Origin of the sequence: Gelidibacter salicanalis (genome assembly GCF_007997285.1) — a bacterium.
Lineage (GTDB): Bacteria > Bacteroidota > Bacteroidia > Flavobacteriales > Flavobacteriaceae > Gelidibacter > Gelidibacter salicanalis.
In genome coordinates, this window is record NZ_VORX01000008.1 from 1 (window position 1) to 25682 (window position 25682).

Here is a 25682-nt window from a genome sequence, read left to right on the forward strand (position 1 = left end):
GTGGGGATTTTGGGATTCCTTAGCCCAAAAACCGTATTTTCATTTTGTAGATAAGCCTAAACTTTTTTCACGGTTCTTTCAGGTGTCGATTTCCATAATATTTTGCTTCTTTCGACTTGTCCACAACACTCGTATAGACGCAGTCAGTTGCGCCTATATTTGTTATATGTTCTTATCAAACATATTGTTTTTCACAATATTATCCAAAGGACTCTCAATCTTTTTGTTAGAGATTCCTAAAACCTGTGTGTATATCTCGGTCGTCCTAGAACTATGATGACCTAACATCACCTGAATATTTCTCAAATTCACCCCGTTTTGTAGCAAATGTGTGGCAAAACTGTGCCGTAATGTGTGCACTGTCGCCCAAGGATTTATTTTGCTTTTGGTCATGGATTGTCTAAAGATTGCTTGTACACTTCTGGGGCTGTACTGACCGCCGTCTTGGCCTTCAAATAACCAATAGGCAGGCTTTTCTTTTGTATAATATTCACGTAACAACGTAAGCAAGGTATGGGATAGCACTGTCTTTCTGTCTTTTTTCCCTTTTCCGCCCTTGATATATAAATAACCTTCTTTGGAATGCACATCCCTAATTCTTAAATTAATAACGTCACCCAACCGCAGTCCGCCACTGTATATGGTGTATAGTATGGTTTTATGTTTGATATTTGTAGGTGCATTGATCAGTTTATAGACTTCCTCTTCACTTAAAACGCTGGGCAGGGTTTTTATTTTCTTTGGCCGAGTGATGTTATAGTATTCTTTAGGCTTTTCCAGTACTTTTTCATAAAACCATTTGATCGCATTGACTGCCTGGTTTTGTTTTACTTCAGAAATCTTGAACTTGTTGATAAGATGCGCCAAATAACCTTCAATTTCATCCTTTGTCAGTTCGTCAATCTTAGCATTTTCAAAAAATGCCAAGAAGCTTTTAAATTCATGCTTGTAGGTCTGTATTGTGCTTCGGCTGTAAGCTTTAAGTATGAGTTTTTGTTCATACGTTGCCATTAACAACATAGACTTTTCCGATAGCGAAGAGTGTGTTACCGGCAGCGCGCGATCTTCGGATTTAAATTCATATTTGGAATGTAAAATCTTTTTGATTTCTTCCAAATTTTCTACGGTATTCACCACGCTCCACAGCTTTTGTTGCGGATGGTAAAAACTTGTGTTCATTGATTTTATTTGGGCTCTCAGACCAGCTTCATTATAAGGGATAAACATCTTGATTCGCCTGGCATTATGTTTTGGTGTATAAATGATTGCGAGCATACTCATCCAATTTATAATAAAAATAGGGCTTTTAAGGGTTCATTATAAACAGTTTATGATAATAAGCGTATGTTTACCGTTAAATACTACTATCATGGAGGAATCCACAAGAAAGCGCTTCTGTAAGATTTGTAAATCGCCAATAAAAGGAAGAAGTGATAAAGTTTTTTGCGGTGCTATTTGCAAGGCCTATTACCACAATAAGTTGAAGGAGGTTACCAATAAGGCGACTGCAAGTACAGATAGCATTCTACATAGAAATCGTTCTATACTGCTAGAAATCATGGGTAAAAATGGATCCCAGATTAAAGTGCTAAAAACTGTCTTGGAAAAGAAAAACTTCAAGTTTCATTATCTCACCGGATTTTATGAAAACGCACAAAATAAACGCTATCATATCGTATATGATTTTGCTTGGATGGATTTTAAAACTGGAGAAATATTAATTGTTAGACGTAAGTAACCGATTCCTTTGTCAATTTTTTGAATACACTATGTAAAGCTTAACTAAATTTATTTATAATTCTGAAATTTGCAATAAATAGAGTCATTTTCTGAAAATACTGTTAAATTACTACTTCAACAATCTTAAAATAATCATCTCCATATGTATTCAAAATAACAGTAACTACATTTTGGATGTAATGTTATGTCGTTGTTCAAAGGATTCAAAAAAAATTAGCAATAAGTTACTAATGCAGCCACCTGAATTAAGTCAATGGTTAAACGTAATAGATTGTTTTAGTTTTTAAATTTAATGAATTGATTATCATAAAAAAAGAATGATTCCTTTTAATTCAGAATTGAAGGATAAGGATTGACTGAAGTATACAAAAAGAAATTTAAAAATTGAGTTTAGTAATCCAATGATTAATCAAGTAAAAATACAGCCACTAAATTTGACTGGTAAAGTCTTCTGTGAAAACTTGGGACTATCTTTCAATGGACAAATTATGCAGTCTTTGAGAGAGCTAGGATTGGTCAGCTTTTTTAAAGTGGGGAAAAAATATTTTTACGCTTATGAAGATATTGAGGCAGTGAATCAGAAACTACGCAACGGTAAAATATCTATTAAAGTTAATAATGGATACTATATAACCTTGAATGAATAGTAAACTTAAAAGCCTTTACTTATTTTCAAAAGAATAGTGATTTAATTTATCCAAATAATCGATTCATCTCGTCAGTCTTCTCCTTCTGATAGAAATCTTTCAGGTAATGTTGCGTAGTAGATAACTTGGTATGTCCCAAGAGTTTGGATATCATTAATAATCCTGTGTTGTTTTTCACTGCAAAATCTGCAAATGAATGTTTTGCCATATGCATATTTACCCATTTTTTTATATCTGCTTTTTCACAAACAATTCGCAAAGATCTATTAGTAGCATTGTTAGCAATGTATAATTGATGTTCAATATCCTCTAAACTTCTATTATCCATACCGTAAAGAGGAGGGAAGACATAGATAGGATCCTTTCCCTGATATTTTTCTACAATTGAGATGGCTTTAGGAACAAGGGGTAAAGTTCTTTTAGCACCCGCTCTTGTTCTAGATTTTTGCATTGTATAAATTATTTCATCATTTACAATATTTTCCCAGCGTAGTCTACAAATGTCTGAAAACCTCATGCCCGCAGTGTAGAATGAAAATAAAACATATCTCGAGCTTTGATCATTCCTTTATATCTTGGTAGGATTTCCAAGTCTGAAAGTTTTAAAATCTCTTCAAATGTTAAAGAATCTTTTTGTGTGTTTTCTGTAATGATATGGAAGCCTTGAATAGGATTTTGGCTTATGATACCAATTTTAACAGCTTTATATATGACCGAATAAATTGATTTAAAGTTGGAGGCTACGGTATTTATTCTGTTTCTTCTTTCGAGCATCCATTTTTCGTAATCTTTTGCAAAATGAATTGAGAGATCTGAAAATGAAATATGACTTGTAAATTCCCTTAGCTTCTTAATATATTGATCTTGAGTATTCGCTGTGCGTATTTTTCCTTTTAATCTAGCTTCATTGACTATTTGTTGATAGAAATCTAAAAATGAGCTTGAATCGTATTTTTTGTTATTCTTATATAAGAATAGCAGCCATTTGCTGAGACACCTCTATTGTTGTAATATATCTTTTGAATTGAAATTATCAACGAATCTAAACCCGCGTTTAGTTTTTCTACAAGGGGATGTTTTTTGACTTTTTTCCTTCTATCATCCCATTGTGTTTTTTTAACAGAAACACCTGAATCAATATACTGCACATCCTGTTGTGAAGTCTCAATTTTGAGTCTAATTAATTGTGTACCATTTTTCTTTAGGTAAGGAGAAAGATAATATTGAAATTCATTAGTTCGATATTAGTTCGATATTTGAACAATTATAAACGAATATAAATAATTTTACTCTTATGAAAATAAGCGTATTGCCACTGATCTTAAGGGAGCTAGGGGTTTATTCCTCCATAGTGTGGTATACGTTCTGAACATCATCATCTTCTTCTAATTTTTCTAATAGTTTTTCAACATCTTCCGCTTCTTCTGGCGTCAGTTTTTTGGTAACTTGTGGGATGCGTTCAAAACCGGAAGATAAAATTTCAATCTTTCTATGTTCCAATTCCGATTGGATGGCTCCAAAACTTTCAAACGGTGCATAAATTAAAACACCATCATCGTCCTTAAAAACTTCCTCAGCTCCAAAATCAATGAATTCCAATTCTAACTCTTCCGGATCTAAACCTTCCGCATCAATCCTGAAATTACAGGTATGGTCAAACATAAACACCACGGAACCTGAAGTGCCCAAACTACCATCACATTTATTAAAATAACTGCGGACGTTTGCTACGGTCCTTGTGTTATTATCCGTTGCGGTTTCTACCAGAATGGCAATACCATGAGGTGCATATCCTTCAAAAAGAACTTCTTTAAAATCGCCTAAACTCTTGTCAGAAGCACGCTTTATGGCGCGTTCCACGTTGTCCTTTGGCATGTTGACGGCCTTTGCGTTTTGAATTACAGCTCTCAATCTTGCATTAGATTCAGGCTCTGGACCCCCATCTTTTACTGCCATGACAATGTCTTTACCAATACGCGTAAAGGCTTTGCTCATTGCTGACCAGCGTTTCATTTTACGTGCTTTACGAAATTCAAAAGCTCTTCCCATTTTAAGTTTTAAGTTTAAAAGTTTAAAATACTGAGTTTGAGATGCATTTCTCAAACGTCACTTGTTACAATTTAGCGATCAGTGCTATGGTCGCAAATTCTTAACAAATTTAAAAAAATACAGTTATCAGTGGGTATTTGTAGGCTCAAAATTATCTTTTAATCAATTTATTTATAATGAATATCATCTGCATTTTGATCGCAAAAGTGTTTTAATCAGAAACAGCCTTCGGAAAGGCTGTTATGATAAAATTGAGATCTTTTAGGTTGCGTAAATCTAAAATGATTTAAAATCCTACTTATACTGTCTATTATTTAATCTTGTACCTCTACTATAGCTTCAATGGCTTCAGCGAGTTTAAAATCTTTTTCTGTCACGCCTTTCGCGCTGTGGGTGGTCAGTGAAATGGTAAGCATGTTGTAAACGTTTTTCCAATCCGGATGATGATTTTGCGCTTCACACTCAAATGCAATTCTACTCATCGCACTAAAGCAATCCTTAAAATTATCAAATTCAAATTCGGCATGAAGTGCGTTGTCATAAAATTCCCAATCAGGAAAATGCAATAATTTTTTTTCTATGGTTTCTTCAGATAATGGAGACATATTTTAGAGTTTTAAGTTTCTTAAAATTATAAATTATAATTGACAAATTCGAAGTCTAGGGATTATAATTCATGTAATTGTTCAATTCTTCAAGCAGTTCTGTGCTGCTTAGTTGAAGATGCTTTGGTAAGGCATTTAAATTAGGCATTACGGCTAAATAACGGTCTTCATTGGTCGTATACACTTGCATGTAATTCACGGCTTCTGACGAGATTAAAGACACCATTTCCATGATAAAATCGTCATGATGTACCAGATCTGAACTTCCCAGATGAAACACGCCAGACTTATCTCTATTAATGATATAATGCAACTGTTGGGTCAGCTTATAATCCGTAGTGACGTTCATAATCAAATTCGGAAAGACTTCAATGGCGGTTTTGTCTGCAATGTGCTGCTTGATTACCTTTACTCGAGGTGATTGCGTGCCGAAAATCATCGGAAGCCTTACAATCACCACTTTTTTCTTGGGCAACCGCATCAGCATATTTTCTATTTTGATTTTGAAATGGCCATAAACACTCCCGCTTAAGGTTTTATCATCCTCATAACTTGGGTATTTGCTATAAGCGTCAAAGACATTTGCCGAAGATAGAAAGATGATTTTACAGTCCTGTGCCATCACATATTCCGCCATATGCCGGTGCGCAATTACTTGTGCATGAAAATCACCACGTAAACAAGATATAATTATGGAAGGTTTGACGGCTTCTAAAATTTCAAATATATCATCTTCTTCCACCCGGTATTGAAAAAAGTGTTTGTTAGTCTCAAATGCAGGATTTGTTACATGATACGTGCCAAAAGTTTTAAAGTACGAACACAATTCTTTATACAGGGCATTGCCTATAAAGCCACTGGCTCCTAAGATGAGGATGCGATGTTTGTTGTCCGGAGTTTTCATGAATTTGGGGCACTTTCTTTAAAAAATAGACAGCTTGGTCATAGAGGTAAACTGCTCTAATGCTTTCATTCCTAACATGGAATTACCTTGCGGATTTAAGCCAGGCGACCATACTGAAATTGTAAAATGATTGGGCAGAAGTGCCACAATGCCACCGCCAACACCACTTTTACCTGGTAATCCTACTTCAAATGCAAATTCTCCCGCTTCATCATAAAATCCGCAGGTAAGCATAATGGCATTGATCCGTTTGGCCTGACTTTCAGAAATCAATTTATTCTGTTGACAGCAATTTCCGTGGTTCGCAAACATAAAGAAGGCTTTGGTGAGTTGCTCACAGGTCATTTCAATAGCACACTGATGGAAGTAAAAATCTAGCACATCATCCACATCATTTTTTAAATTGCCATAAGCTTTTAATAAATTGGCCGCAGCGTAATTATTATAGCCGGTCAGACGTTCAGAATTGGCGACAGCTTCGTTAAAATTAATGGTAGGATCATCAACCACTGAGCGTACATAGTTTAAAAAATCTTCTTTCGGATTATCCAATAGTGATACCAAAATGTCAGCAATTACCAACGCGCCTGCATTAATTAAAGGATTTCTAGGAATACCATTTTCCAATTCTAAAAGTGACAGATGGTTAAACGGATTTCCTGAAGGCTCCACATCAACACGTTGCCACAAGTTTTCTGGATACATGGGCAAGACCATGGCGAGTGTAAGTACTTTTGAAATACTTTGAATAGACAATTTTTTATTCCAATCGCCAGTGGCAAAAGTCTCACCAGTCATGAGTCTTAAATGAATCCCGAAGTTATTGGCGTCAATGTCCGCCAACTCCGGAATATAGGAAGCGACAACGCCTCTTGCGACCTCGTCCTTTAAATCATTATGTATGGTATTGATGACATTTTGGTAGTCAATCATCTATTATGCTTTATAAAATGGCGTCTTTACCACTGTAGCTGGAACGGCATTTTTACGAATTTGAATATTAATTTTACTACCTGCATCTGCAAAGATAGCCGGCACGTATCCTAAGCCAATACCTTTGTTTAATGATGGCGACATGGTACCAGAAGTAACCACTCCAATTTTATTGCCATTTCCGTCTACAATATCGTAACCATGACGTGGAATGCCTCGATCATCTAACTCAAACCCGACCAATTTATTTTCCGGACCATGTTCCTTTTCAGATTTTAAAGCCTCACTATTGGTAAATTCTTTGGTAAATTTCGTTACCCAACCTAAACCGGCGGCGATAGGAGAGGTGTTCTCATCAATGTCATTGCCGTATAAACAATAGCCCATTTCTAAACGCAAGGTATCACGTGCCGCTAAACCGATAGGTTTAATGCCGTAAGAAGCACCTGCTTCAAATACCTTGTCCCAAATTTGTTTTACTTCTGAGTTCTTGCAGTAGATTTCGAATCCGCCGCTTCCCGTATATCCGGTTGCAGAAATGATCACGTGTTCAACGCCTGCAAAGTCGCCCACCACAAAATTGTAGAATTTTATTTCTGAAAGGTCATGGCTTGTTAGGCTCTGCATAGCTTCCACCGCTTTTGGCCCTTGGATGGCTAGCAAAGAATAGTCTGGAGAAAGATCTCTCATGGTTGCGCCCACATCATTTTTAGAACTGATCCAATTCCAATCTTTTTCAATATTTCCCGCATTAACCACCAACAGATAAGATTCCTCTTTCATTTTATAGATGATCAAATCATCAACAATACCGCCAGTTTCATTTGGTAAATAGCTGTATTGGGCCTTACCAATAGTCAATTTAGACGCATCGTTACTGCAAACTTTTTGAATCAATTCCAAGGCATGTGGTCCTTCAATTAAAAACTCACCCATGTGTGATACATCAAAGACACCAACCCCTTTTCTTACAGTTTCATGTTCTGCGCTGACACCTTCATATTGAACAGGCATATTGAATCCTGCATAAGGGACTAATTTTGCTCCTAGAGCTTCGTGAGTAGCTGTTAATGCTGTACTTTTCATAAGATATGTGTTTGAATTCTGCACTGCAGAAGTTGTTTTTTACTGGTTGATTAAAATGCACAGTATTGATACGTGCAGCACAAAAGTATCGAAAATTATCTGTTTTAAAAATGAATGGCGCCGATTAAAATTTCTTGGAATGAAGACCTTATATATTATGGAAAATTGCAATTTAGATTCTCGCATAACTTAGATTTTAATTGATAAACTTAAGTTAAAGCGCTGGTTAAAATTTTTTGTAAGGAAAATAAAGTTAGATTATAGTTATGGAAAATGTATTAGTAGCCGGTGCAAATGGCACCACAGGAAAACAAATTGTAAAATTATTGTCGGAAACACAGTATTTTAAACCTGTCGCCATGGTAAGATCAGAAGATCAAAGGGCACAATTTGAAAAAGATGGGATTAAAACTGTTTTAGGCGATTTGGAGAAAGACGTGTCCCATGCCGTTAAGGATATTGATAAGGTGATTTTTGCCGCCGGATCAGGTGGGAAATATGTGATTGGCGTAGATCAAGAGGGTGCAAAACGCTTAATTGATTCATCAAAAAATGCGAACATTAAAAAATTCGTGATGCTGAGTTCGATGGGTGCAGATGCTCCTGAGAAGGCGGATCAGTTAGTAGACTATTTAAAAGCAAAGCATAATGCTGATGAGCATTTAAAAAACAGCGGACTAAATTATGCAATTGTAAGACCTGGGAGTCTCACCAATGACACTCCTACAGACCATATTCAATTGCAGACAAAATTATCACAACAAGGAGAAATAAGCAGGGGAGATGTAGCTCAAACATTGGTGCGCGCCCTCCACGATGACACTGCCAATAAGGTGTCGTTTGAGATTTTAAAAGGCGATACCTTAATTGGAAAAGCGTTAGAAAACATTTAAACTCGATTTTTAAACCACATATACTATAAAAAAGAGGCTCTAGACCTCTTTTTTTTATGCAATAGCATTCAACAGCACCGATTTTAAATCTTGATAGTTGGTGATAGAAATAGCTACTTTCTTCTGGTCCATGACTGCTTTAATTTGTGCAGGCAATGCTATGTTTTTGTCAATAACAGAAACCACTACATCCAAAAACTTTGTGGGGTGAGCGGTTTCTAAAAACACGCAATGCGCATTAGGATGCTCTTCAAGATACGCTTTACACCCCAAGTATCCCACGGCACCATGCGGATCAGCGACGTAGTTATAGGTTTCATAAAGTTCTTTTAAAGCCTTTCGAGTCTGATCATCAGAAAAACTATAGGAGGATAGATTTGATTTTAAAGTCTCAAAATCATTTTTGTAGATTTCCTGAATGCGGATAAAGTTACTCGGGTTACCAACATCCATAGCATTGCTGATGGTTTGTACAGAGGGTTTTGGTTGATATGATCGGGAGCTCAGGTATTCAGTAACCACATTGTTTTCATTATTAGAGGCTATAAAATGCTGAATGGGCAAACCCAACTGCTGTGCCATCATTCCTGCACAAATATTTCCGAAATTGCCACTAGGTACAGAAAACACGATGTTTTTATGGGTGTTATGAAGTTGTTTGTAAGCAAAAAAGAAATAAAACATTTGGGGCAGCCAACGCGCAACATTGATTGAATTTGCAGAGGTCAACTGCATATTAGAAGTCAATTCATCGTCTAAGAACGCTTGTTTTACCATGTCTTGACAATCATCAAATACACCATCCACCTCTAAAGCGGTAATGTTTTGTTTTAAAGTAGTCAACTGTTTTTCTTGAATATCACTCACTTTTCCACTTGGGTATAGAATAACTACATTAACGCCTTTTACGCCTAGAAATCCATTAGCAACAGCGCCTCCCGTATCTCCTGAAGTGGCAACCAACACGGTTACTTCTTTAGTGTTATCTTGATTAAAATATCCTAAACATCGGGACATAAATCGAGCACCTACGTCCTTAAAGGCCATTGTCGGACCATGAAAAAGTTCTAAAGTGGATATGTTTTCACTGATGTTAACTACCGGAAAGTCAAATGATAACGTTTCCTCGATAATTGTTTTTAAAACAGTTTCAGGAATATCTGGACTTACAAATTGTTCTATCGCCTGAAAAGCAATCTCCTCATAAGATAGAGAGTCTATATTGTCAAAAAATGAAGTAGGTAAGGGGCTAATGCTTTCAGGAAAGTAAAGTCCTTTATCAGGAGCGATTCCTTTGATAACTGCTTCTTTGAAAGACGAGTTTGGGGCTGTTTTGTTTAGGCTGTAATAATTCATTTTAATTTTTTTTGCCACGAATTCACTAATCTTTCTCAGAATTTTTTATGTAACTCTGTGCTTCTCTGTGTAATTCTGTGAAATAATTTTATAATTTAAATTTCTTTAATTCCATCCGTATTGATCTGAGATACATAGGTTTCAAACGCAATGGCTGTATTAGAATACACATTCCGCATTGCTTTCTCAACCTTTTTAGCATTCTCGATGCCTTTAGATAACGCATAGATTGAAGGTCCTGCACCAGAAATCCCGGCACCTAAGGCGCCATTATTGAGCGCTGCGGATTTCACCTCTTTAAAATATGGAATCAATTGACTACGGTGTGGTTCCACAATGACGTCTTGTAAGGCTCTTTTCAATAATTCATAGTCGTTAGTATGTAGGGCATGCACAAAACTTCCCACATTGGCCCATTGGGTAATCGCATCCTTCAACGGAAACGATTTGGGTAAAATGGCTCTCGCATCAGCGGTTTTAATTTCTATTTGCGGATGAATAATGGTGGCGTATAGATCTTTTGGAGTAGGTAATTGCAAAACTTCTAAAGGAAATGTACTTTTTACCAAAGTAAATCCTCCAAAAATACCTGGAGCCAAATTATCGGCATGTTCGCTGCCGCTTGCCAAGGCTTCTCCCTTCATGGCAAAATCTGTCACTTGGGTTTTGCTATAAGGTCGTCCTAAAAGCTCATTAATGGCAAAGACACTTCCTGAGGCACTAGCGCTGCTACTCCCAATGCCACTGCCAGGTTTAATTTTTTTATATATTTCAATCTCAAAACCGAAATCGGGTTGCGCATCAGCGATCATGGCTAAGGCAGAAACGCCAGCCACATTTTTATCGGATTCATAAGGCAAATTAAAACCTTCAATTTTGGTGATGAAAATGCCTTTCTTGTCCGTTTTTCTGGCTATCATCTCGTCGCCAATGGTCTCTAAACAAAACCCGAGGACGTCAAATCCGCAGGAGACATTAGCTACCGTTGCCGGTGAGAATATTTTGATTTCGTTTTTTATCACAGGTACTTGATTTATATTTCTACTGATTTTTTGACACGAATTTCACGAATTATCACTAATTCATATTTGTATCTGAACGCTCATGTACTGCCTACTGCCTACTGAAGACCGCTAACTGGAAAACTGCCAACTGAAAACTGCCAACTGAAAACTGCCTACTGAAGACTGCTTACTAAAAACTAATTTCCAATACGAATAATATCCGCAAACAAGCCTGACGCCGTCACATCTGCTCCAGCTCCAGCACCTTTAATAATCATCGGCTGCTCCGGGTAGCGTTGGGTATAAAACATGACAATATTGTCCTTGCCCTGTAAATTATAGAAGGGATGCTCCTTAGGTATTTCTTTCAGTCCTACCTTAGCCTGACCATTATTAAATTCTGCCACATATTTTAACTGACATGCGTTATTTTTAGCTGATGCAAACAGGTTTTGAAAGTGTGCTTCATCTGCTATAAGCGTTTCATAAAAATCGTCAACAGAATTGCTGTTCAAATTGTCTTTGGTCAAAAATGAGGTGTTTTCAATATCCTCTAAGTTGAGTTGTGTTCCACTTTCTCTCGCGAGGATCAATATTTTACGTGCCACATCAACACCACTTAAATCAATCCGTGGATCCGGTTCTGTATAGCCTTCTTTTTGCGCCTGTTTTACAACATCATGGAATTTTGTACCATCATCAAAATTGTTAAACACAAAATTTAAACTTCCTGAAAGCACCGCCTGAATGGAGGTAATTTTATCGCCCGAAGCAATGAGGTGATTTAAAGTGTCAATCACTGGCAATCCCGCACCAACGTTAGTTTCGAACAAAAATGGAGCGCTGTACTTAACAGACAGCTTTTTTAAAGTACTATAATTTTCAAAGGCACTGGAACAGGCTATTTTATTGCAGGCTACCACAGCAATACTTTCTTTTAAATAATCGGCATAAATTGTAGAAACCTCCTCATTGGCAGTGACATCTACAAAAATACTGTTGCGAAGGTTGAAGCTTTTATTGCGCTCCAAGAAACCTTCTATGGAAGCCATTTCTCCTATAGCCAATTGCTCCTTCCAATCTTTTAAAGACAATCCAGATTCATCAAAAATCATGTTCCGGGAATTGGATAAGCCAATAATTCTCAAATTGATTTTAAGTTGTTCTTTAAGATATTTCCGTTGCTGCTTGATCTGCTCTACTAGGCGTTCTCCTACATTTCCAACACCAGTTATATACACATTCAGTTGCTTGGTTTGATCCTCAAAAAACCCTTCATGAATGGTGTTCAGTGCTTTTTTGACATCTTTTTGGGCAATAACCGTAGAGATATTTTTTTCTGAAGCACCCTGAGCGATGGCTCTAATGTTGATATTATTTCTGCCTAAAGCACTAAACATGCGGCCACTGATGCCTTGGTGATTTTTCATATTATCTCCAACCAAGGCCACAATAGAAAGATCTTTTTCAACAATGATCGGATCAATTTTTTTCAAGGCAATTTCATTTTCAAATGTTTGATTGATGCTGAGGGCAGCGAGATAGGCATCACCTTCATCAATTCCAAAACAGATAGAATGTTCCGAAGAGGCTTGTGTGATAAAAATGACATTAATTTTCTCTATGGCCAAGGTTTCAAACAAGCGTTTAGAAAATCCGGGAATACCCACCATGCCATGTCCTTGTAACGTTAATAACGCAATATTGTTAATGTTGGTGATGCCTTTGGCAGCATTGTGAAAGCCGTTACTTTTATCATTCGTAATGATGGTGCCACGTGCTTCCGGATCAGAAGTATTTTTAATATGAATGGGAATCTCCAAATTCAAAACCGGCTGAACTGAAGGCGGGTAAAGTACTTTTGCTCCAAAATGCGACAATTCCATCGCTTCCTGATACGACAATTTTTCAATAGGATAGGCTTGTTTGACCAGTTTAGGATTGGCGGTATACATACCACTGACGTCCGTCCAAATTTCCAAACGGTTAACTTTTAAAGCTGCCGCAACAATAGCCGCGGTAAAATCTGAACCGCCACGGCCCAAGGTGGTAATTTCGCCTGATTCAGATTTTGAGACAAAGCCGGGGAGGATTGTAATTCTCTGACTGACATCCTTAAAATAGTCTTGAATGTTAGCATTCGTAATGCCGTAATTAACTTCGGCTTTTGTAAAATTAGCATTGGTCACCACCAAATCTTGACAGTTTTTGCGAAGTGCATCTAACCCTTGATGTTTCAGACTTTCTGCAATAATGTAGGAGGAAAGGAGCTCTCCAAAACTTACCAGTTTATCTTTTGTTTTTGGAGACAATTCATTAATGAGATAGATGCCATCCAATAAACTTTTTAAACTCGCTAAAGTACTTTCCACATACTCTTTGGCACTGTCGTTTTTATTGGAAATAAGCTCAGATAAAATAGTGAGATGTATGGCTTTAATAGTTTTAAATTCAGAGAGGTAGCTTTCGTTTTTTTGTTGAGCCAATTCACCGGCGTTCAATAATTTATCGGTAATACCACCTACTGCTGAAACCACGCAGATTACCGGTTCTGTTTGTGAATAATCATCTAATATCTTGATGACTTTTTTTATATTTTCTGAGGAACCCACTGAAGTCCCTCCAAATTTTAATACGTTCATGGTCGATTGTATGTTGGATTTAAACTAACTACTTGAAAAAAAAAGAAATAATGCGGCGGAAATGAATGTATATATTAACCCCAAGGGGTAATAGCTGTAATAGAGGTCGTACCTTCAGTAGAAATGAAGGAGAAGAAATGGTTTTTGATGATATCTAAACAATCCATATATTGGTCTATACCTTTCAAAAGTATTATTTTTACTCTAATAAAAAAATTTATCATCCACTTTTGGGTGTAAATACCACATAATTAAATATATCACAAAATAACACCCCTAAAATGAAGATATTCTCAAAAGAACAAATATACAAAGGCGATCAAGTCACGGCCAAAAAACAGAAGATTAGCTCCACGGAATTAATGGAACGTGCGGGCATGCAAATATTCAATTGGATTCATCAGCGCATGCAGGGGGCTCAAGTTCCTATTCATGTATTCTGTGGCATTGGAAATAATGGTGGCGACGGATTAGTGGTCGCCAGGCATCTCACTATTTATGGGTATAATGTGCATACCTATGTTGTGAACTGCAGCGATAAACGTACAGAAGATTTTTTGGTGAATTACGATCGCATCAAGCAAACCACCAAAAAATGGCCGATCATGTTGAACTGTGAAGCGGATTTTCCGCCCATAGGTCCTGATGATATTATCGTAGATGCCGTATTTGGCATCGGTCTTAATAGACCACCGAATGATTGGATTAAAGGATTATTCCAACATTTTAGAGCTTCAAAGGCTTTTACCTTAGCGATTGATCTCCCGTCCGGACTTTATGCAGATCAAGTTCCAGAGGATGAAAATGGCGTAGTATGGGCTGATTATACCCTAAGTTTCCAATCGCCTAAACTGGTCTTTTTTCTGCCTCAAACCTCCAAATACACGGTACAATGGGAAGCTTTGGATATTGGAATTGATCCTGAATTTTTACAAGCCACAGAAACTGAAGTGGAATTGATGGGAAAACTAGAGATGCTTCCCATCTATCAGCCGAGAGAAAAATTCTCGAATAAAGGAACTTATGGTCATGCTTTAGTTGTTGGTGGGAGTTATGGCAAGATAGGGGCGGTGGTGCTTTCCGCACGCGCAGCCTTGGCTTCAGGAGTTGGATTGGTCACTACTTTCACTCCAAAATGCGGATATATACCTTTGCAATCCTCTTTTCCTGAAGCGATGGTTATAACGGATACTGACGACGAGAAAATCACAGCAATCTCATATGACATCGCCCCTACAGCAATAGCCTTAGGCATGGGAATGGGAACGCATAAGGAGACGCATTTGGCTCTCAAAGAATTCTTAAAGAACAATACAACTGCTTTGGTGATTGATGCCGATGCTCTTAACATTTTAGCAGCTCATAAAGCAGACCTCAAATTATTGCCACCGCAAACAGTTTTAACGCCTCATCCCAAAGAGTTGGAGCGACTTATTGGTACATGGACGGATGATTTTGATAAGCTGAAAAAGGCCGAAGCGTTTACTAAAAAACACGGCTGCATTTTGGTCATTAAAGGCGCACATACTATTACCGTTTTTGGCAATAAATTCTATGTTAATGCTACCGGCAATCCTGGATTGGCAACTGGTGGAACAGGAGATGTACTTACGGGTATTATCACTGGACTGATCTGTCAGGGCTATGAACCATTTATTGCTACTGTTTTTGGTGTATATCTACATGGGAAATCTGCCGATATTGCAGTAGAAGATTATGGCTATCAAAGTTTAACCGCAAGCCATGTCATAGATTATTTAGGGCGAGCTTATCTCAATCTCTTCGAAAAACCACCAGTACCGGAACCTGCCCAAGGAAATGGCCAAGGAAATGCCGAAGGAAAAAAAGCATAAAAAAATGCCGCACTTATAAAAATGCGGCATTTATTTTTTAAGAATTTACGAGTCAATTAGATATTCAAGTTATCAAATAACTCAGTAAGTTTTTTACTGGAAGGCCTAGGCGCGTTAGCATCTACTACATTTCCATTTGGATCGATTAAAATGAATCTCGGAATGCCATTAATGTTATAATTCTTAATAAAATCTGATTGCCAATTTTTATCAGAAAACAATTGAATGCCACCTAAGTTTTCTTCAGTAATCATCGTTTTCCATTTATTTTTAGCCACATTCATATCGCCACCACCGCTACGCATGGCATCGTCAATAGAAATACTCACAAATGCGATATTTTTATCGGCATAATCAGCTTCCAATTTTTTCAAAGAAGGAATTTCAGCAATACAAGGTCCACACCAGGTTGCCCAAACATCGACGTATACATATTTCCCGGCTAAATCCTTGAGCGAGGTTGTACCGCCTTTAAAATTCTCATAATTTTCAAATGTTGGAGAAGGAGAGCCTACAGGGAATTGTTCTCTAATAGCAATGGTTTCTGCAAAATAGTTTTGAAACATGTTCAACATCGGATTCAAGTTTGATTTTGCCATGTTTGTCACGGTAGTATCAACACTTTTATCATGGTCGTAAAATGTTAGTAACTCCTTTCTTATATTTTCAATTTCTGTTTTAAGCCCTTCTGAACTTAAGCTGCTCAATTTATCTTGGTCCAATAATTCTTTTTCTAATCGCATTTGCTCAATTAAAAATGTATTGTGTTCAGCTCCAGATCCTGAGAATTCTAAAGATTCTTCAAAATTACTACCATCTGCATTCACAGTGATGTCAAACCCGTTTTTCAAAAAGATTGGTAACGCACTTGCGCCATTAAAAAAACCGAAAACTTCTGGTTGATCGATTTTAAGGGTGTCCGAGAATGTACCGTCAGAATTCAATACAATTGTTTTCATGATGGTTCTGTTTCTTAACAGAATAGAATCGCTGGTTTTATTGGAAATTTTTCCTGATAAAGTGACATAGTCTTTTGGAGCATCGTTACAGGACACAATAGCTAAGGCACTTAAGAGAACTACTATTTTTTTCATTGCTATATTTTTAAGATGCCAAAAGTAGGAGATTGAAAAGACATAAGAGAATCTTTTATTAATTATTAACATTTGTTGGATAATGTAAAGGTATTGTTGATTTTTGAAGCTATAATTGATAATAATGAATTTGACGCACAGCATATCCTCCAAAACATTAGAATTAGCGACGATCAGCGATATTCTTTTTTACGACCAAAAAATTGAACTTTCAAAGGAATCCATAGTCAATATTAATGCTTGTAGAGACTATCTCAACAACAAAATGTTGGAGCAAGATGAGCCAATCTATGGTATCAATACTGGTTTTGGATCTTTATATAACGTAAAGATTTCAAAAGACAAATTGACCCAGTTACAAGAAAACTTGGTCATGTCTCATGCCTGTGGGATGGGAAATCAGGTGCCCAATGCCATTGTAAAACTCATGTTGTTGCTGAAAATTCAGTCGTTAAGTTATGGTCATAGTGGCGTACAGCTTGGAACGGTACAGCGCTTGGTCGATTTTTACAATCATGATATTTTGCCAATAATATATACTCAGGGCTCTTTGGGTGCTTCTGGAGATCTTGCACCTTTGGCTCATTTGGCCTTGCCATTAATAGGGAAGGGGGAAGTTTTCCATGACGGAAAAATGAAGCCAACATCTGAAATTATGCAACAATTTAATTGGCAGCCCATAACATTATTGTCTAAAGAAGGTTTGGCGCTTTTAAACGGAACACAGTTTATGAGTGCATATGGTGTGCATTTATTATTGAAATCTTATAAACTTTCTTATTTAGCCGATTTAATCGGTAGTATTTCTTTGGATGCTTTTGATGGTAGAATCGAGCCGTTTAATGAATTGGTACATTTGGTACGTCCTCATAATGGGCAATTGAAAACGGCAGAACGTGTTCGGGAATTTCTGGAGGGCAGTCAGTTGATATCTCAGCAAAAGCAACATGTTCAAGATCCGTATTCGTTTAGATGCATTCCACAGGTTCATGGCGCAACTAAAGATACTTTAGAGTTTATCCATAAAACCATAAAAACCGAAATCAATTCGGTAACCGATAATCCAAATGTATTTGTTGGAGAGAATGAAATTATTTCTGGTGGTAATTTCCACGGACAGCCATTAGCCTTAGCTTTGGATTACTTAAAGATTGCCATGGCAGAACTTGGTAATATTTCCGAAAGACGCATCTATCAACTTATTTCCGGACTGCGCGGACTGCCAACATTCTTAGTGGATAATCCTGGTTTAAATTCCGGATTTATGATTCCGCAATATACTGCTGCAAGTATTGTTAGTGCAAACAAACAATTGGCAACGCCTGCTAGTGTAGATTCTATTGTGTCCTCCAACGGGCAGGAAGACCATGTGAGTATGGGTGCTAATGCTGCAACTCAGGCGTATACCTTAGTATATAATGTAGAAAAGATTTTAGCAATCGAATTGTTGAATGCTTCACAGGCCATCACCTTTAGACAACCGAAAACGTCGTCACCATTAATAGAAGCATTTTTAAATAGTTATCAAAGTGAAGTGCAATTTGTGACTCAAGATTTAATATTTCATGAGCTCATGCATAAATCGTTGCAATTTATTACTGATTTTTCGATTGAAAATGAGTTGTTGTTTGATTAAATTGCCTGGCACTGTCAGTTCGAGTGATTTTTGAGGGACGAAAAAATCGTATCGAGAACCGTTTAAAAAGCGCCATAGATTCTCGATACAAATTCCACTCATTTCAATCGTGCAATTCACTCGAATTGACAACCAATAAGCCCTGTCAGTTCGAGTGATTTTTGAGGGACGAAAAAAATCGTATCGAGAACCCTTCGATAAGCGAGAATCGTTTAAAAATCGCAATAGATTCTCGATACAAATTCCACTCATTTCAATCGTGCAATTCACTCGAATTGACAACCAACACGCACTGTCAGTCCGAGTGATTTTTGAGGGACGAAAAAATCGTATCGAGAACCGTTTAAAAAGTGCATTAGATTCTCGATACAAATTCCACTCATTTCAATCGTGCAATTCACTCGAATTGACAACCAATAAGCCCTGTCAGTTCGAGTGATTTTTGAGGGACGAAAAAAATCGTATCGAGAACCCTTCGATAAGCGAGAATCGTTTAAAAATCGCAATAGATTCTCGATACAAATTCCACTCATTTCAATCGTGCAATTCACTCGAATTGACAACCATTAAGCACTGTCAGTTCGAGTGATTTTTGACGGACGAAAAAATCGTATCGAGAACCGTTTAAAAAGCGCCATAGATTCTCGATACAAATTCCACTCATTTCAATCGTGAAATTCACTCGAATTGACAACCAACACGCACTGTCAGTCCGAGTGATTTTTGAGGGACGAAAAAATCGTATCGAGAACCGTTTAAAAAGCGCAATAGATTCTCGATACAAATTCCACTCATTTCAATCGTGCAATTCACTCGAATTGACAACGGATTCGCACTGTCTGTTCGAGTGATTTTTGAGGGATGAAAAAAATCGTATCGAGAACCCTGCGATAAGCGAGAATCGTTTAAAAATCGCAATAGATTCTCGATACAAATTCCACTCATTTCAATCGTGCAATTCACTCGAATTGACAACAGATTCGCACTGTCTGTTCGAGTGATTTTTGAGGGACGAGAAAATCGTATCGAGAACCGTTTAAAAAGCGGAATAGATTCTCGATACAAATTCCATTCATTTCAATCGTGGAATTCACTCGAATTGACAACGGATTCGCCCTGTCAGTTCGAGTGATTTTTGAGGGACGAGAAAATCGTATCGAGAACCGTTTAAAAAGTGCATTAGATTCTCGATACAAATTCCATTCATTGCAATCGTGGAATTCACTCGAATTGACAACCAGTAAGCCCTGTCAGTTCGAATGATTTTTGAGGTACGAAAAAATCGTATCGAGAACTCGATACAAATTCCACTCATTTCAATCGTGCAATTCACTCGAAAAGTTAGAGATAGTGATCGAGAAAATAGAAAGTTTAATGTTCATTTAAAATTTAAGCATGAATAGAGGCTTCCGCCCAATCCTTAGCATCTTGAAAATCATCAAAGATTTTAAAAGGTTTATTAAAAAACAGCATTTCAACTTCTGCATTTGCCTTGGCTTTATAATCTTTTGAGACCACCACAAAAACTCGAAGATTTTTGATTTTTGAAGTTTCCAAATAGATGGAGGGGTCTACGGCGTAGGAATTGACGCGATGGGTGATATACACAAATTCTCTGTGACGGAAATAGGTATCTACAATGTTTATCAAGATTGTATTGTGTTTTGGCATCACCGTAACGCCTTCATTAATCATCACAACGACATAATCTTCATAAATCTCAATGTCACAAAAATCGAATTTTAATAAATCAATCATACCTAAAGTTACTCATTAACTAAATTAAAACAAAAAAAAAGCATCTATATTACTTACAGATGCTTTTTAGTGCCAATTTAAAATCTATTAAGATTTCGTTTCTTTCTCTGGTTTTTCTATAGCAATCACCAGCTCGTTTGTTGTAGCGTCCAAATCCATAGTGATGGTATCACCTTCATTAATATGAGCAGTAATGATCTCTTCTGCCAAGGTATCTTCAACATATTTCTGAATGGCCCGCTTTAAAGGACGTGCCCCGTATTGTTTGTCAAAGCCTTTTTCTGCAATATAATCTTTAGCTGCCGGGGTCAATTTAAGCGCGTATCCTAAATCTTTAATACGAAGGATCAATTGCTCCAACTCAATGTCAATAATCTTATCAATATCTTCTTTTTCTAAAGCATTAAAAACCATGACGTCATCAATACGGTTTAAAAACTCAGGAGCAAATGCTTTTTTAAGCGCATTTTCAATAATGCTTCTCGAGTTGTCACTAGCTTGAGCCGCTTTAGCCGCCGTACCAAAACCAACACCTTGTCCGAAATCTTTCAATTTACGAGCCCCAATGTTAGAAGTCATAATGATGATTGTATTTCTAAAATCGATCTTACGGCCTAAACTGTCTGTCAAATACCCATCGTCCAATACCTGGAGCAACATATTAAAGACATCAGGATGTGCTTTTTCAATCTCATCCAATAAGACCACGGCATATGGTTTGCGTCTTATTTTCTCGGTTAATTGTCCGCCTTCTTCATATCCTACGTATCCAGGAGGTGCACCAACCAATCTTGAAATGGCAAATTTCTCCATATACTCACTCATATCGATACGGATCAAGGCATCATCGCTATCAAAAAGTTGTCGCGCCAATACTTTTGCCAACTGCGTTTTACCAACACCAGTTTGTCCCAAAAATATAAATGACCCAATGGGCTTGTTAGGATCCTTAAGTCCGGCTCGGTTACGCTGAATAGCCTTAACCACTTTGGCAACGGCCTCATCTTGGCCAATTACTTTGCCTTTGATAAGCTCAGGAAGTTTTGCCAATTTGTTGCTTTCAGTTTGTGCAATTCTGTTAACCGGAATGCCAGTCATCATAGAAACGACGTCCGCAACATTATCTTCAGTTACAATTTCTTTATGAAGCTTGGTTTCTTCTTCCCATTTTTCTTGGGCAGTCGCCAATTCTTTTTCTATGCGTTTTTCATCATCACGCAATTTGGCAGCTTCTTCATACTTCTGCTTTTTCACCACGCTGTTTTTCGTTTCCTTAACGTCTTCAAGCTGTTTTTCAAGCTCTAAAATCTTTTTAGGCACGTCAATATTGGTAATATGCACGCGTGATCCAGCTTCGTCTAATGCATCAATAGCTTTGTCCGGAAGGAACCGCTCGGTCATATAGCGATTGGTCAATTTTACACAAGCCTCAATAGCTTCCTGTGTATACTGCACATTATGGTGCTCTTCGTACTTACCCTTAATATTATTAAGTATTTCTATCGTTTCTTCAACCGTAGTAGGCTCAACAATAACCTTTTGAAAACGACGCTCTAACGCACCATCTTTTTCAATATATTGTCTGTACTCATCCAAAGTGGTGGCACCAATACATTGAATTTCGCCTCTGGCCAATGCGGGTTTAAACATATTGGACGCATCCAAACTTCCCGTGGCGCCACCAGCACCAACAATGGTATGGATCTCATCAATAAAAAGAATAATATCATCATTCTTTTCCAACTCGTTCATCACCGCTTTCATGCGTTCTTCAAACTGTCCTCTATACTTGGTTCCGGCAACTAAACTTGCCAAATCCAAAGTAACCACCCGTTTGTTGAACAGGATTCTGGACACTTTACGTTTGATAATTCTAAGCGCTAACCCTTCTGCAATTGCCGATTTACCAACACCAGGTTCGCCAATTAACAATGGGTTATTCTTTTTACGTCGGCTCAAAATTTGTGAGACGCGTTGTATTTCCTTTTCTCGCCCTACAACAGGGTCAAGCTTCCCTTCTTCGGCCATAACTGTTAAATCACGACCAAAATTATCTAAAACAGGTGTTTTTGATTTCTTTGCACCCTTAGCGGTGGATTGACTGAACGGATTTTGCTTGGTAGCATCATCTTCATTCATATCATCATCAGAAAACGACTCAGCCTTAGGGGACTCTGTGTAGTCATCATTGTTAGTTATCATAGATTTGAATTGTTCTTTTACGTTATCATAATCTACCTTAAGCTTATTTAAAAGTTTTGTGGTAGGATCATTTTCATTTCTTAAGATGCACAGTAATAAATGTGCGGTATTAATAGCGGTGCTCTGGAATAACTTTGCTTCTAAAAAGGTTGTTTTAAGGGCACGCTCAGCTTGCCTGGTGAGGTGCAAGTTTTTCTTTTCATTTGAAATAGCGGTGTTGCTAAGATTTGCCGGACTTAAGATTTCCACTTTACGACGCAAATGGTTTAAATCAATTTCAAGTGCACTCAATATATCAATAGCTTTGCCATTGCCATCTCTTAACAATCCGAGCATTAAATGTTCTGTTCCAATAAAGTCATGGCCAAGCCTTAAAGCTTCTTCTTTGCTGTAGGCTATAACGTCCTTAACTCTTGGGGAAAAATTATCATCCATAGTAAAATCCTTTCTGCATTAAAAATAGTGAAATCAACCGTATTAGGGCAAAAACTATTCCTTAAATGTTTATAGTTGCTAAGTGACAAAAAAAACTTCACAATTTCAAAACATTTAACGAGATACTTATCAAATATAAAAGATACGCATTTGTTAATAAAAAACACCAAAAAACCGGTATTAAAGTGGCGTTATAACTCATGAAATGGTTATCTTAGCACGATTTGAAAACCTAGAAAAATCTAATTAAATTATATATGGCAGAAGGAGAGAAATTGATTCCTATCAACATTGAAGATGAAATGAAATCGGCCTACATTGATTACTCAATGTCGGTCATTGTGTCACGTGCGTTACCGGATGTTAGAGATGGACTAAAACCTGTGCACAGGCGTGTACTTTTTGGCATGCATGAGCTGGGTGTAAGATCTAACACTGCGCACAAAAAGTCAGCTAGAATTGTTGGTGAGGTATTGGGTAAGTTCCATCCACACGGCGATACCTCCGTTTATGATGCGATGGTTCGTATGGCTCAAGAATGGAGTTTACGGTACATGTTAGTTGATGGACAGGGGAATTTTGGTTCAGTTGATGGTGATAGTCCTGCAGCAATGCGTTATACAGAAGCACGTATGCGCAAGATTTCAGAAGACATGTTGGCAGATATCGATAAGGAAACTGTAGATCATAAGCTTAATTTTGATGATACTTTACAAGAACCAACCGTTTTACCCACACGAATTCCCGGATTATTAGTCAATGGGGCTTCAGGAATTGCAGTTGGGATGGCTACAAATATGCCCCCTCACAATTTATCGGAAGTGGTTGACGGGATCATCGCCTATATTGATAATCATGATATTGAAATTGATGAACTGATTACGCACATTAAAGCTCCCGATTTTCCTACTGGTGGAACAATCTATGGTTATGATGGAGTGATTGAAGCTTTTAAAACTGGCCGCGGCAGAATTGTAGTGCGCGCAAAAGCAAGTTTTGAAGAAGTACAAGGAAAGGAGTCCATTGTTGTGACTGAAATTCCGTACCAAGTGAATAAAGCCGATATGATCAAGAAAACGGCTGATTTGGTTAATGAAAAGAAAATTGATGGCATTTCAATGATTCGTGATGAATCAGACAGAAATGGAATGCGGATTGTTTATGTGCTGAAACGCGATGCAATCCCTAACATCGTTTTAAATACCTTATACAAATACACCGCCTTACAATCGTCTTTTAGTGTGAACAATATTGCATTGGTCAATGGCCGTCCGCAATTACTGAACCTAAAGGATATGATTCTTCACTTTGTGGAGCACAGACATGAAGTTGTGGTCAGAAGAACCACTTACGAACTTCGCAAAGCAGAAGAGCGCGCCCATATTTTGGAAGGTTTGATTATTGCTTCTGATAATATTGATGAAGTGATCGCTTTAATCCGTGCGTCTTCTAATGCGGATGAAGCTCGTGAAAAATTAATTGTACGTTTTGAACTTTCAGAACTCCAAGCAAAAGCCATTGTTGAGATGCGTCTGCGTCAATTAACGGGTCTGGAACAAGATAAACTGCGTTCAGAGTACGAAGAGTTGATGAAAACTATCGAAGATTTGAAAGATATTCTTGATAAGAAAGAACGTCGTATGCAAATCATTAAAGATGAATTGGCCGTTGTAAAAGATAAGTATGGTGATGAGCGTCGTTCTATAATTGAATATTCAGGTGGCGATTTGAGCATTGAGGACATGATTCCTGATGAGCAAGTAGTCATTACCATTTCACACGCTGGATACATTAAGCGGACATCTTTAACGGAATATAAAACTCAAAATAGAGGAGGCGTAGGACAAAAAGCATCTACCACCCGTAACGAAGATTTCTTGGAGCATTTATTTGTGGGTACAAACCATCAATACATGTTATTCTTTACCCAAAAAGGAAAATGTTTCTGGATGCGTGTGTACGAAATTCCAGAAGGTTCCAAAACGTCTAAAGGTAGAGCCATTCAAAACTTGATCAATATTGAACAAGATGATAAGGTAAAAGCTTTTATTTGTACACAAGATCTTAAAAATGAAGAGTACATTAACAGCCACTACGTGATTATGGCTACTAAAAATGGTCAAGTTAAGAAAACCTCTTTAGAGCAATATTCTCGCCCGAGAACAAATGGAATTAATGCCATTACTATTAAGGACGACGATATTTTACTAGAAGCTAAATTAACCACTGGAAACAGCCAGGTGATGTTAGCTCTTAAATCTGGTAAAGCCATCCGATTTGAAGAAGCTAAAACACGCCCTATGGGTAGAAATGCTTCCGGAGTTAGAGGAATTACCTTAGCGCATCCCAAAGATGAAGTCATAGGAATGGTAACTATTGAAAATCCGCAAGAAGAATCTGTATTGGTAGTTTCTGAAAATGGATACGGAAAGCGGACCTATATTGACGATCCGGAAGATGGGGAAGCAGTGTACAGGATTACCAACAGAGGTGGAAAAGGAGTGAAAACCATTTCTATTACTGAAAAGACTGGAAGTTTAGTCGCTATTAAATCCGTGAGTGATGACAGTGATTTAATGATTATCAATAAATCAGGTATCGCAATTCGGATGGCGGTTGCCAACCTTAGGGTAATGGGCCGTGCTACACAAGGTGTGAAGTTAATCAACTTAAAAGGAAATGATTCTATTGCTGCGGTTGCCAAAGTGATGAAAGATGAAGAAGATCCGTTAATTGAGGAAGCTCTAGGGGAAGCGCTTGAAAACCAAGAGACTAACGAAAATGGCACAACTCTTGATAATACTGAAGACGATAATCAATAATTAATCCTTAATTTTTAAACAAC

Annotated in this window: 20 protein-coding genes; 5 read left to right on the forward strand and 15 right to left on the reverse strand. The window is 37.4% G+C overall.

Annotated features, from left to right (window positions below):
* Window positions 1–162 precede the first annotated feature (162 nt).
* Window positions 163–1179, reverse strand: a complete 1017-nt coding sequence (locus ES711_RS14010; RefSeq protein ID WP_246139203.1) for a tyrosine-type recombinase/integrase — start codon at window positions 1177–1179, stop codon at window positions 163–165.
* 190 nt (window positions 1180–1369) lie between these two features.
* Between ES711_RS14010 and ES711_RS14015 the strand changes: the two genes are divergently transcribed.
* Window positions 1370–1738, forward strand: a complete 369-nt coding sequence (locus ES711_RS14015) for a PHD finger domain-containing protein (protein WP_146893936.1) — start codon at window positions 1370–1372, stop codon at window positions 1736–1738.
* A 695-nt stretch (window positions 1739–2433) separates the two neighbouring features.
* On the opposite strand, the gene ES711_RS16525 is transcribed toward ES711_RS14015, so the two are convergent.
* The 8 genes from ES711_RS16525 to gcvT all read right to left on the reverse strand — a co-directional run bounded on the left by ES711_RS16525 (window position 2434) and on the right by gcvT (window position 7964).
* Window positions 2434–2904, reverse strand: a complete 471-nt coding sequence (locus ES711_RS16525; RefSeq protein WP_246139204.1) for a tyrosine-type recombinase/integrase — start codon at window positions 2902–2904, stop codon at window positions 2434–2436.
* Entirely contained in the window at window positions 2901–3368 is a 468-nt protein-coding gene (locus ES711_RS16530; RefSeq protein ID WP_317129878.1) for a phage integrase SAM-like domain-containing protein, read from the reverse strand. Before ES711_RS16530 ends, ES711_RS16525 begins: the two co-directional genes overlap by 4 nt.
* A complete protein-coding gene (locus ES711_RS16535) occupies window positions 3317–3535 on the reverse strand; it encodes a hypothetical protein (RefSeq protein ID WP_246139205.1) in 219 nt (72 codons plus the stop codon). Before ES711_RS16535 ends, ES711_RS16530 begins: the two co-directional genes overlap by 52 nt.
* Window positions 3536–3725: 190 nt before the next feature.
* Complete coding sequence (locus ES711_RS14025) at window positions 3726–4436, reverse strand: YebC/PmpR family DNA-binding transcriptional regulator (protein WP_146893937.1); 711 nt, start codon at window positions 4434–4436, stop codon at window positions 3726–3728.
* 314 nt (window positions 4437–4750) lie between these two features.
* Window positions 4751–5041 carry a 4a-hydroxytetrahydrobiopterin dehydratase gene (locus tag ES711_RS14030; protein WP_146893938.1) on the reverse strand — a complete coding sequence of 97 codons (291 nt, stop codon included), beginning with the start codon at window positions 5039–5041 and terminating at the stop codon, window positions 4751–4753.
* A 55-nt stretch (window positions 5042–5096) separates the two neighbouring features.
* Entirely contained in the window at window positions 5097–5945 is an 849-nt protein-coding gene (locus ES711_RS14035) for a sugar nucleotide-binding protein (protein WP_146893939.1), read from the reverse strand.
* 18 nt (window positions 5946–5963) lie between these two features.
* On the reverse strand, window positions 5964–6878 hold the full coding sequence (locus tag ES711_RS14040; RefSeq protein ID WP_146893940.1) for a glutaminase: 915 nt from the start codon (window positions 6876–6878) through the stop codon (window positions 5964–5966).
* A gap of 3 nt (window positions 6879–6881) precedes the next feature.
* Window positions 6882–7964 (reverse strand): glycine cleavage system aminomethyltransferase GcvT, encoded by a 1083-nt coding sequence (gene gcvT, locus ES711_RS14045; RefSeq protein ID WP_146893941.1) that lies wholly within the window; start codon window positions 7962–7964, stop codon window positions 6882–6884.
* A 266-nt stretch (window positions 7965–8230) separates the two neighbouring features.
* Between gcvT and ES711_RS14050 the strand changes: the two genes are divergently transcribed.
* Window positions 8231–8857, forward strand: coding sequence for an SDR family oxidoreductase (locus ES711_RS14050; protein ID WP_146893942.1), 627 nt, complete (start codon window positions 8231–8233; stop codon window positions 8855–8857).
* Window positions 8858–8911: 54 nt separating this feature from the next.
* Here the strand turns inward: ES711_RS14050 and thrC are convergent, their stop codons facing one another.
* The 3 genes from thrC to thrA all read right to left on the reverse strand — a co-directional run bounded on the left by thrC (window position 8912) and on the right by thrA (window position 13859).
* Window positions 8912–10213: a threonine synthase gene (gene thrC / locus ES711_RS14055; RefSeq protein WP_146893943.1), complete on the reverse strand. Its 1302-nt coding sequence runs from the start codon at window positions 10211–10213 to the stop codon at window positions 8912–8914.
* Between the two features lie 95 nt (window positions 10214–10308).
* Complete coding sequence (locus ES711_RS14060; protein WP_146894026.1) at window positions 10309–11232, reverse strand: homoserine kinase; 924 nt, start codon at window positions 11230–11232, stop codon at window positions 10309–10311.
* 182 nt (window positions 11233–11414) lie between these two features.
* Window positions 11415–13859 carry a bifunctional aspartate kinase/homoserine dehydrogenase I gene (gene thrA / locus ES711_RS14065; protein ID WP_146893944.1) on the reverse strand — a complete coding sequence of 815 codons (2445 nt, stop codon included), beginning with the start codon at window positions 13857–13859 and terminating at the stop codon, window positions 11415–11417.
* A 281-nt stretch (window positions 13860–14140) separates the two neighbouring features.
* On the opposite strand from thrA, the gene ES711_RS14070 reads away from it, so the two are divergent.
* Entirely contained in the window at window positions 14141–15712 is a 1572-nt protein-coding gene (locus tag ES711_RS14070; protein ID WP_146893945.1) for an NAD(P)H-hydrate dehydratase, read from the forward strand.
* A 56-nt stretch (window positions 15713–15768) separates the two neighbouring features.
* Here the strand turns inward: ES711_RS14070 and ES711_RS14075 are convergent, their stop codons facing one another.
* Window positions 15769–16806: a TlpA disulfide reductase family protein gene (locus tag ES711_RS14075; protein ID WP_146893946.1), complete on the reverse strand. Its 1038-nt coding sequence runs from the start codon at window positions 16804–16806 to the stop codon at window positions 15769–15771.
* 124 nt (window positions 16807–16930) lie between these two features.
* Between ES711_RS14075 and hutH the strand changes: the two genes are divergently transcribed.
* Complete coding sequence (hutH, locus tag ES711_RS14080) at window positions 16931–18442, forward strand: histidine ammonia-lyase (protein ID WP_146893947.1); 1512 nt, start codon at window positions 16931–16933, stop codon at window positions 18440–18442.
* Window positions 18443–19831: 1389 nt separating this feature from the next.
* Here the strand turns inward: hutH and ES711_RS14085 are convergent.
* Both ES711_RS14085 and ES711_RS14090 read right to left on the reverse strand, forming a co-directional pair.
* Window positions 19832–20200 carry a hypothetical protein gene (locus tag ES711_RS14085; protein WP_146893948.1) on the reverse strand — a complete coding sequence of 123 codons (369 nt, stop codon included), beginning with the start codon at window positions 20198–20200 and terminating at the stop codon, window positions 19832–19834.
* Between the two features lie 87 nt (window positions 20201–20287).
* Window positions 20288–22837 (reverse strand): ATP-dependent Clp protease ATP-binding subunit, encoded by a 2550-nt coding sequence (locus ES711_RS14090; RefSeq protein ID WP_146893949.1) that lies wholly within the window; start codon window positions 22835–22837, stop codon window positions 20288–20290.
* 257 nt (window positions 22838–23094) lie between these two features.
* On the opposite strand from ES711_RS14090, the gene gyrA reads away from it, so the two are divergent.
* Entirely contained in the window at window positions 23095–25659 is a 2565-nt protein-coding gene (gene gyrA, locus ES711_RS14095; RefSeq protein WP_146893950.1) for a DNA gyrase subunit A, read from the forward strand.
* The last annotated feature ends 23 nt before the right edge of the window (window positions 25660–25682 follow it).

What these genes read in the sequence shown, in the direction of transcription:
- ES711_RS14010 (WP_246139203.1), bottom strand. Translation starts at nt 1,179, where the DNA reads ATGAACACAAGTTTTTACCATCCGCAACAAAAGCTGTGGAGCGTGGTG.
- ES711_RS14015 (WP_146893936.1), top strand. Translation starts at nt 1,370, where the DNA reads ATGGAGGAATCCACAAGAAAGCGCTTCTGTAAGATTTGTAAATCGCCA.
- ES711_RS16525 (WP_246139204.1), bottom strand. Translation starts at nt 2,904, where the DNA reads ATGAGGTTTTCAGACATTTGTAGACTACGCTGGGAAAATATTGTAAAT.
- ES711_RS14025 (WP_146893937.1), bottom strand. Translation starts at nt 4,436, where the DNA reads ATGGGAAGAGCTTTTGAATTTCGTAAAGCACGTAAAATGAAACGCTGG.
- ES711_RS14030 (WP_146893938.1), bottom strand. Translation starts at nt 5,041, where the DNA reads ATGTCTCCATTATCTGAAGAAACCATAGAAAAAAAATTATTGCATTTT.
- ES711_RS14035 (WP_146893939.1), bottom strand. Translation starts at nt 5,945, where the DNA reads ATGAAAACTCCGGACAACAAACATCGCATCCTCATCTTAGGAGCCAGT.
- ES711_RS14040 (WP_146893940.1), bottom strand. Translation starts at nt 6,878, where the DNA reads ATGATTGACTACCAAAATGTCATCAATACCATACATAATGATTTAAAG.
- gcvT (WP_146893941.1), bottom strand. Translation starts at nt 7,964, where the DNA reads ATGAAAAGTACAGCATTAACAGCTACTCACGAAGCTCTAGGAGCAAAA.
- ES711_RS14050 (WP_146893942.1), top strand. Translation starts at nt 8,231, where the DNA reads ATGGAAAATGTATTAGTAGCCGGTGCAAATGGCACCACAGGAAAACAA.
- thrC (WP_146893943.1), bottom strand. Translation starts at nt 10,213, where the DNA reads ATGAATTATTACAGCCTAAACAAAACAGCCCCAAACTCGTCTTTCAAA.
- thrA (WP_146893944.1), bottom strand. Translation starts at nt 13,859, where the DNA reads ATGAACGTATTAAAATTTGGAGGGACTTCAGTGGGTTCCTCAGAAAAT.
- ES711_RS14070 (WP_146893945.1), top strand. Translation starts at nt 14,141, where the DNA reads ATGAAGATATTCTCAAAAGAACAAATATACAAAGGCGATCAAGTCACG.
- ES711_RS14075 (WP_146893946.1), bottom strand. Translation starts at nt 16,806, where the DNA reads ATGAAAAAAATAGTAGTTCTCTTAAGTGCCTTAGCTATTGTGTCCTGT.
- hutH (WP_146893947.1), top strand. Translation starts at nt 16,931, where the DNA reads ATGAATTTGACGCACAGCATATCCTCCAAAACATTAGAATTAGCGACG.
- ES711_RS14085 (WP_146893948.1), bottom strand. Translation starts at nt 20,200, where the DNA reads ATGATTGATTTATTAAAATTCGATTTTTGTGACATTGAGATTTATGAA.
- ES711_RS14090 (WP_146893949.1), bottom strand. Translation starts at nt 22,837, where the DNA reads ATGGATGATAATTTTTCCCCAAGAGTTAAGGACGTTATAGCCTACAGC.
- gyrA (WP_146893950.1), top strand. Translation starts at nt 23,095, where the DNA reads ATGGCAGAAGGAGAGAAATTGATTCCTATCAACATTGAAGATGAAATG.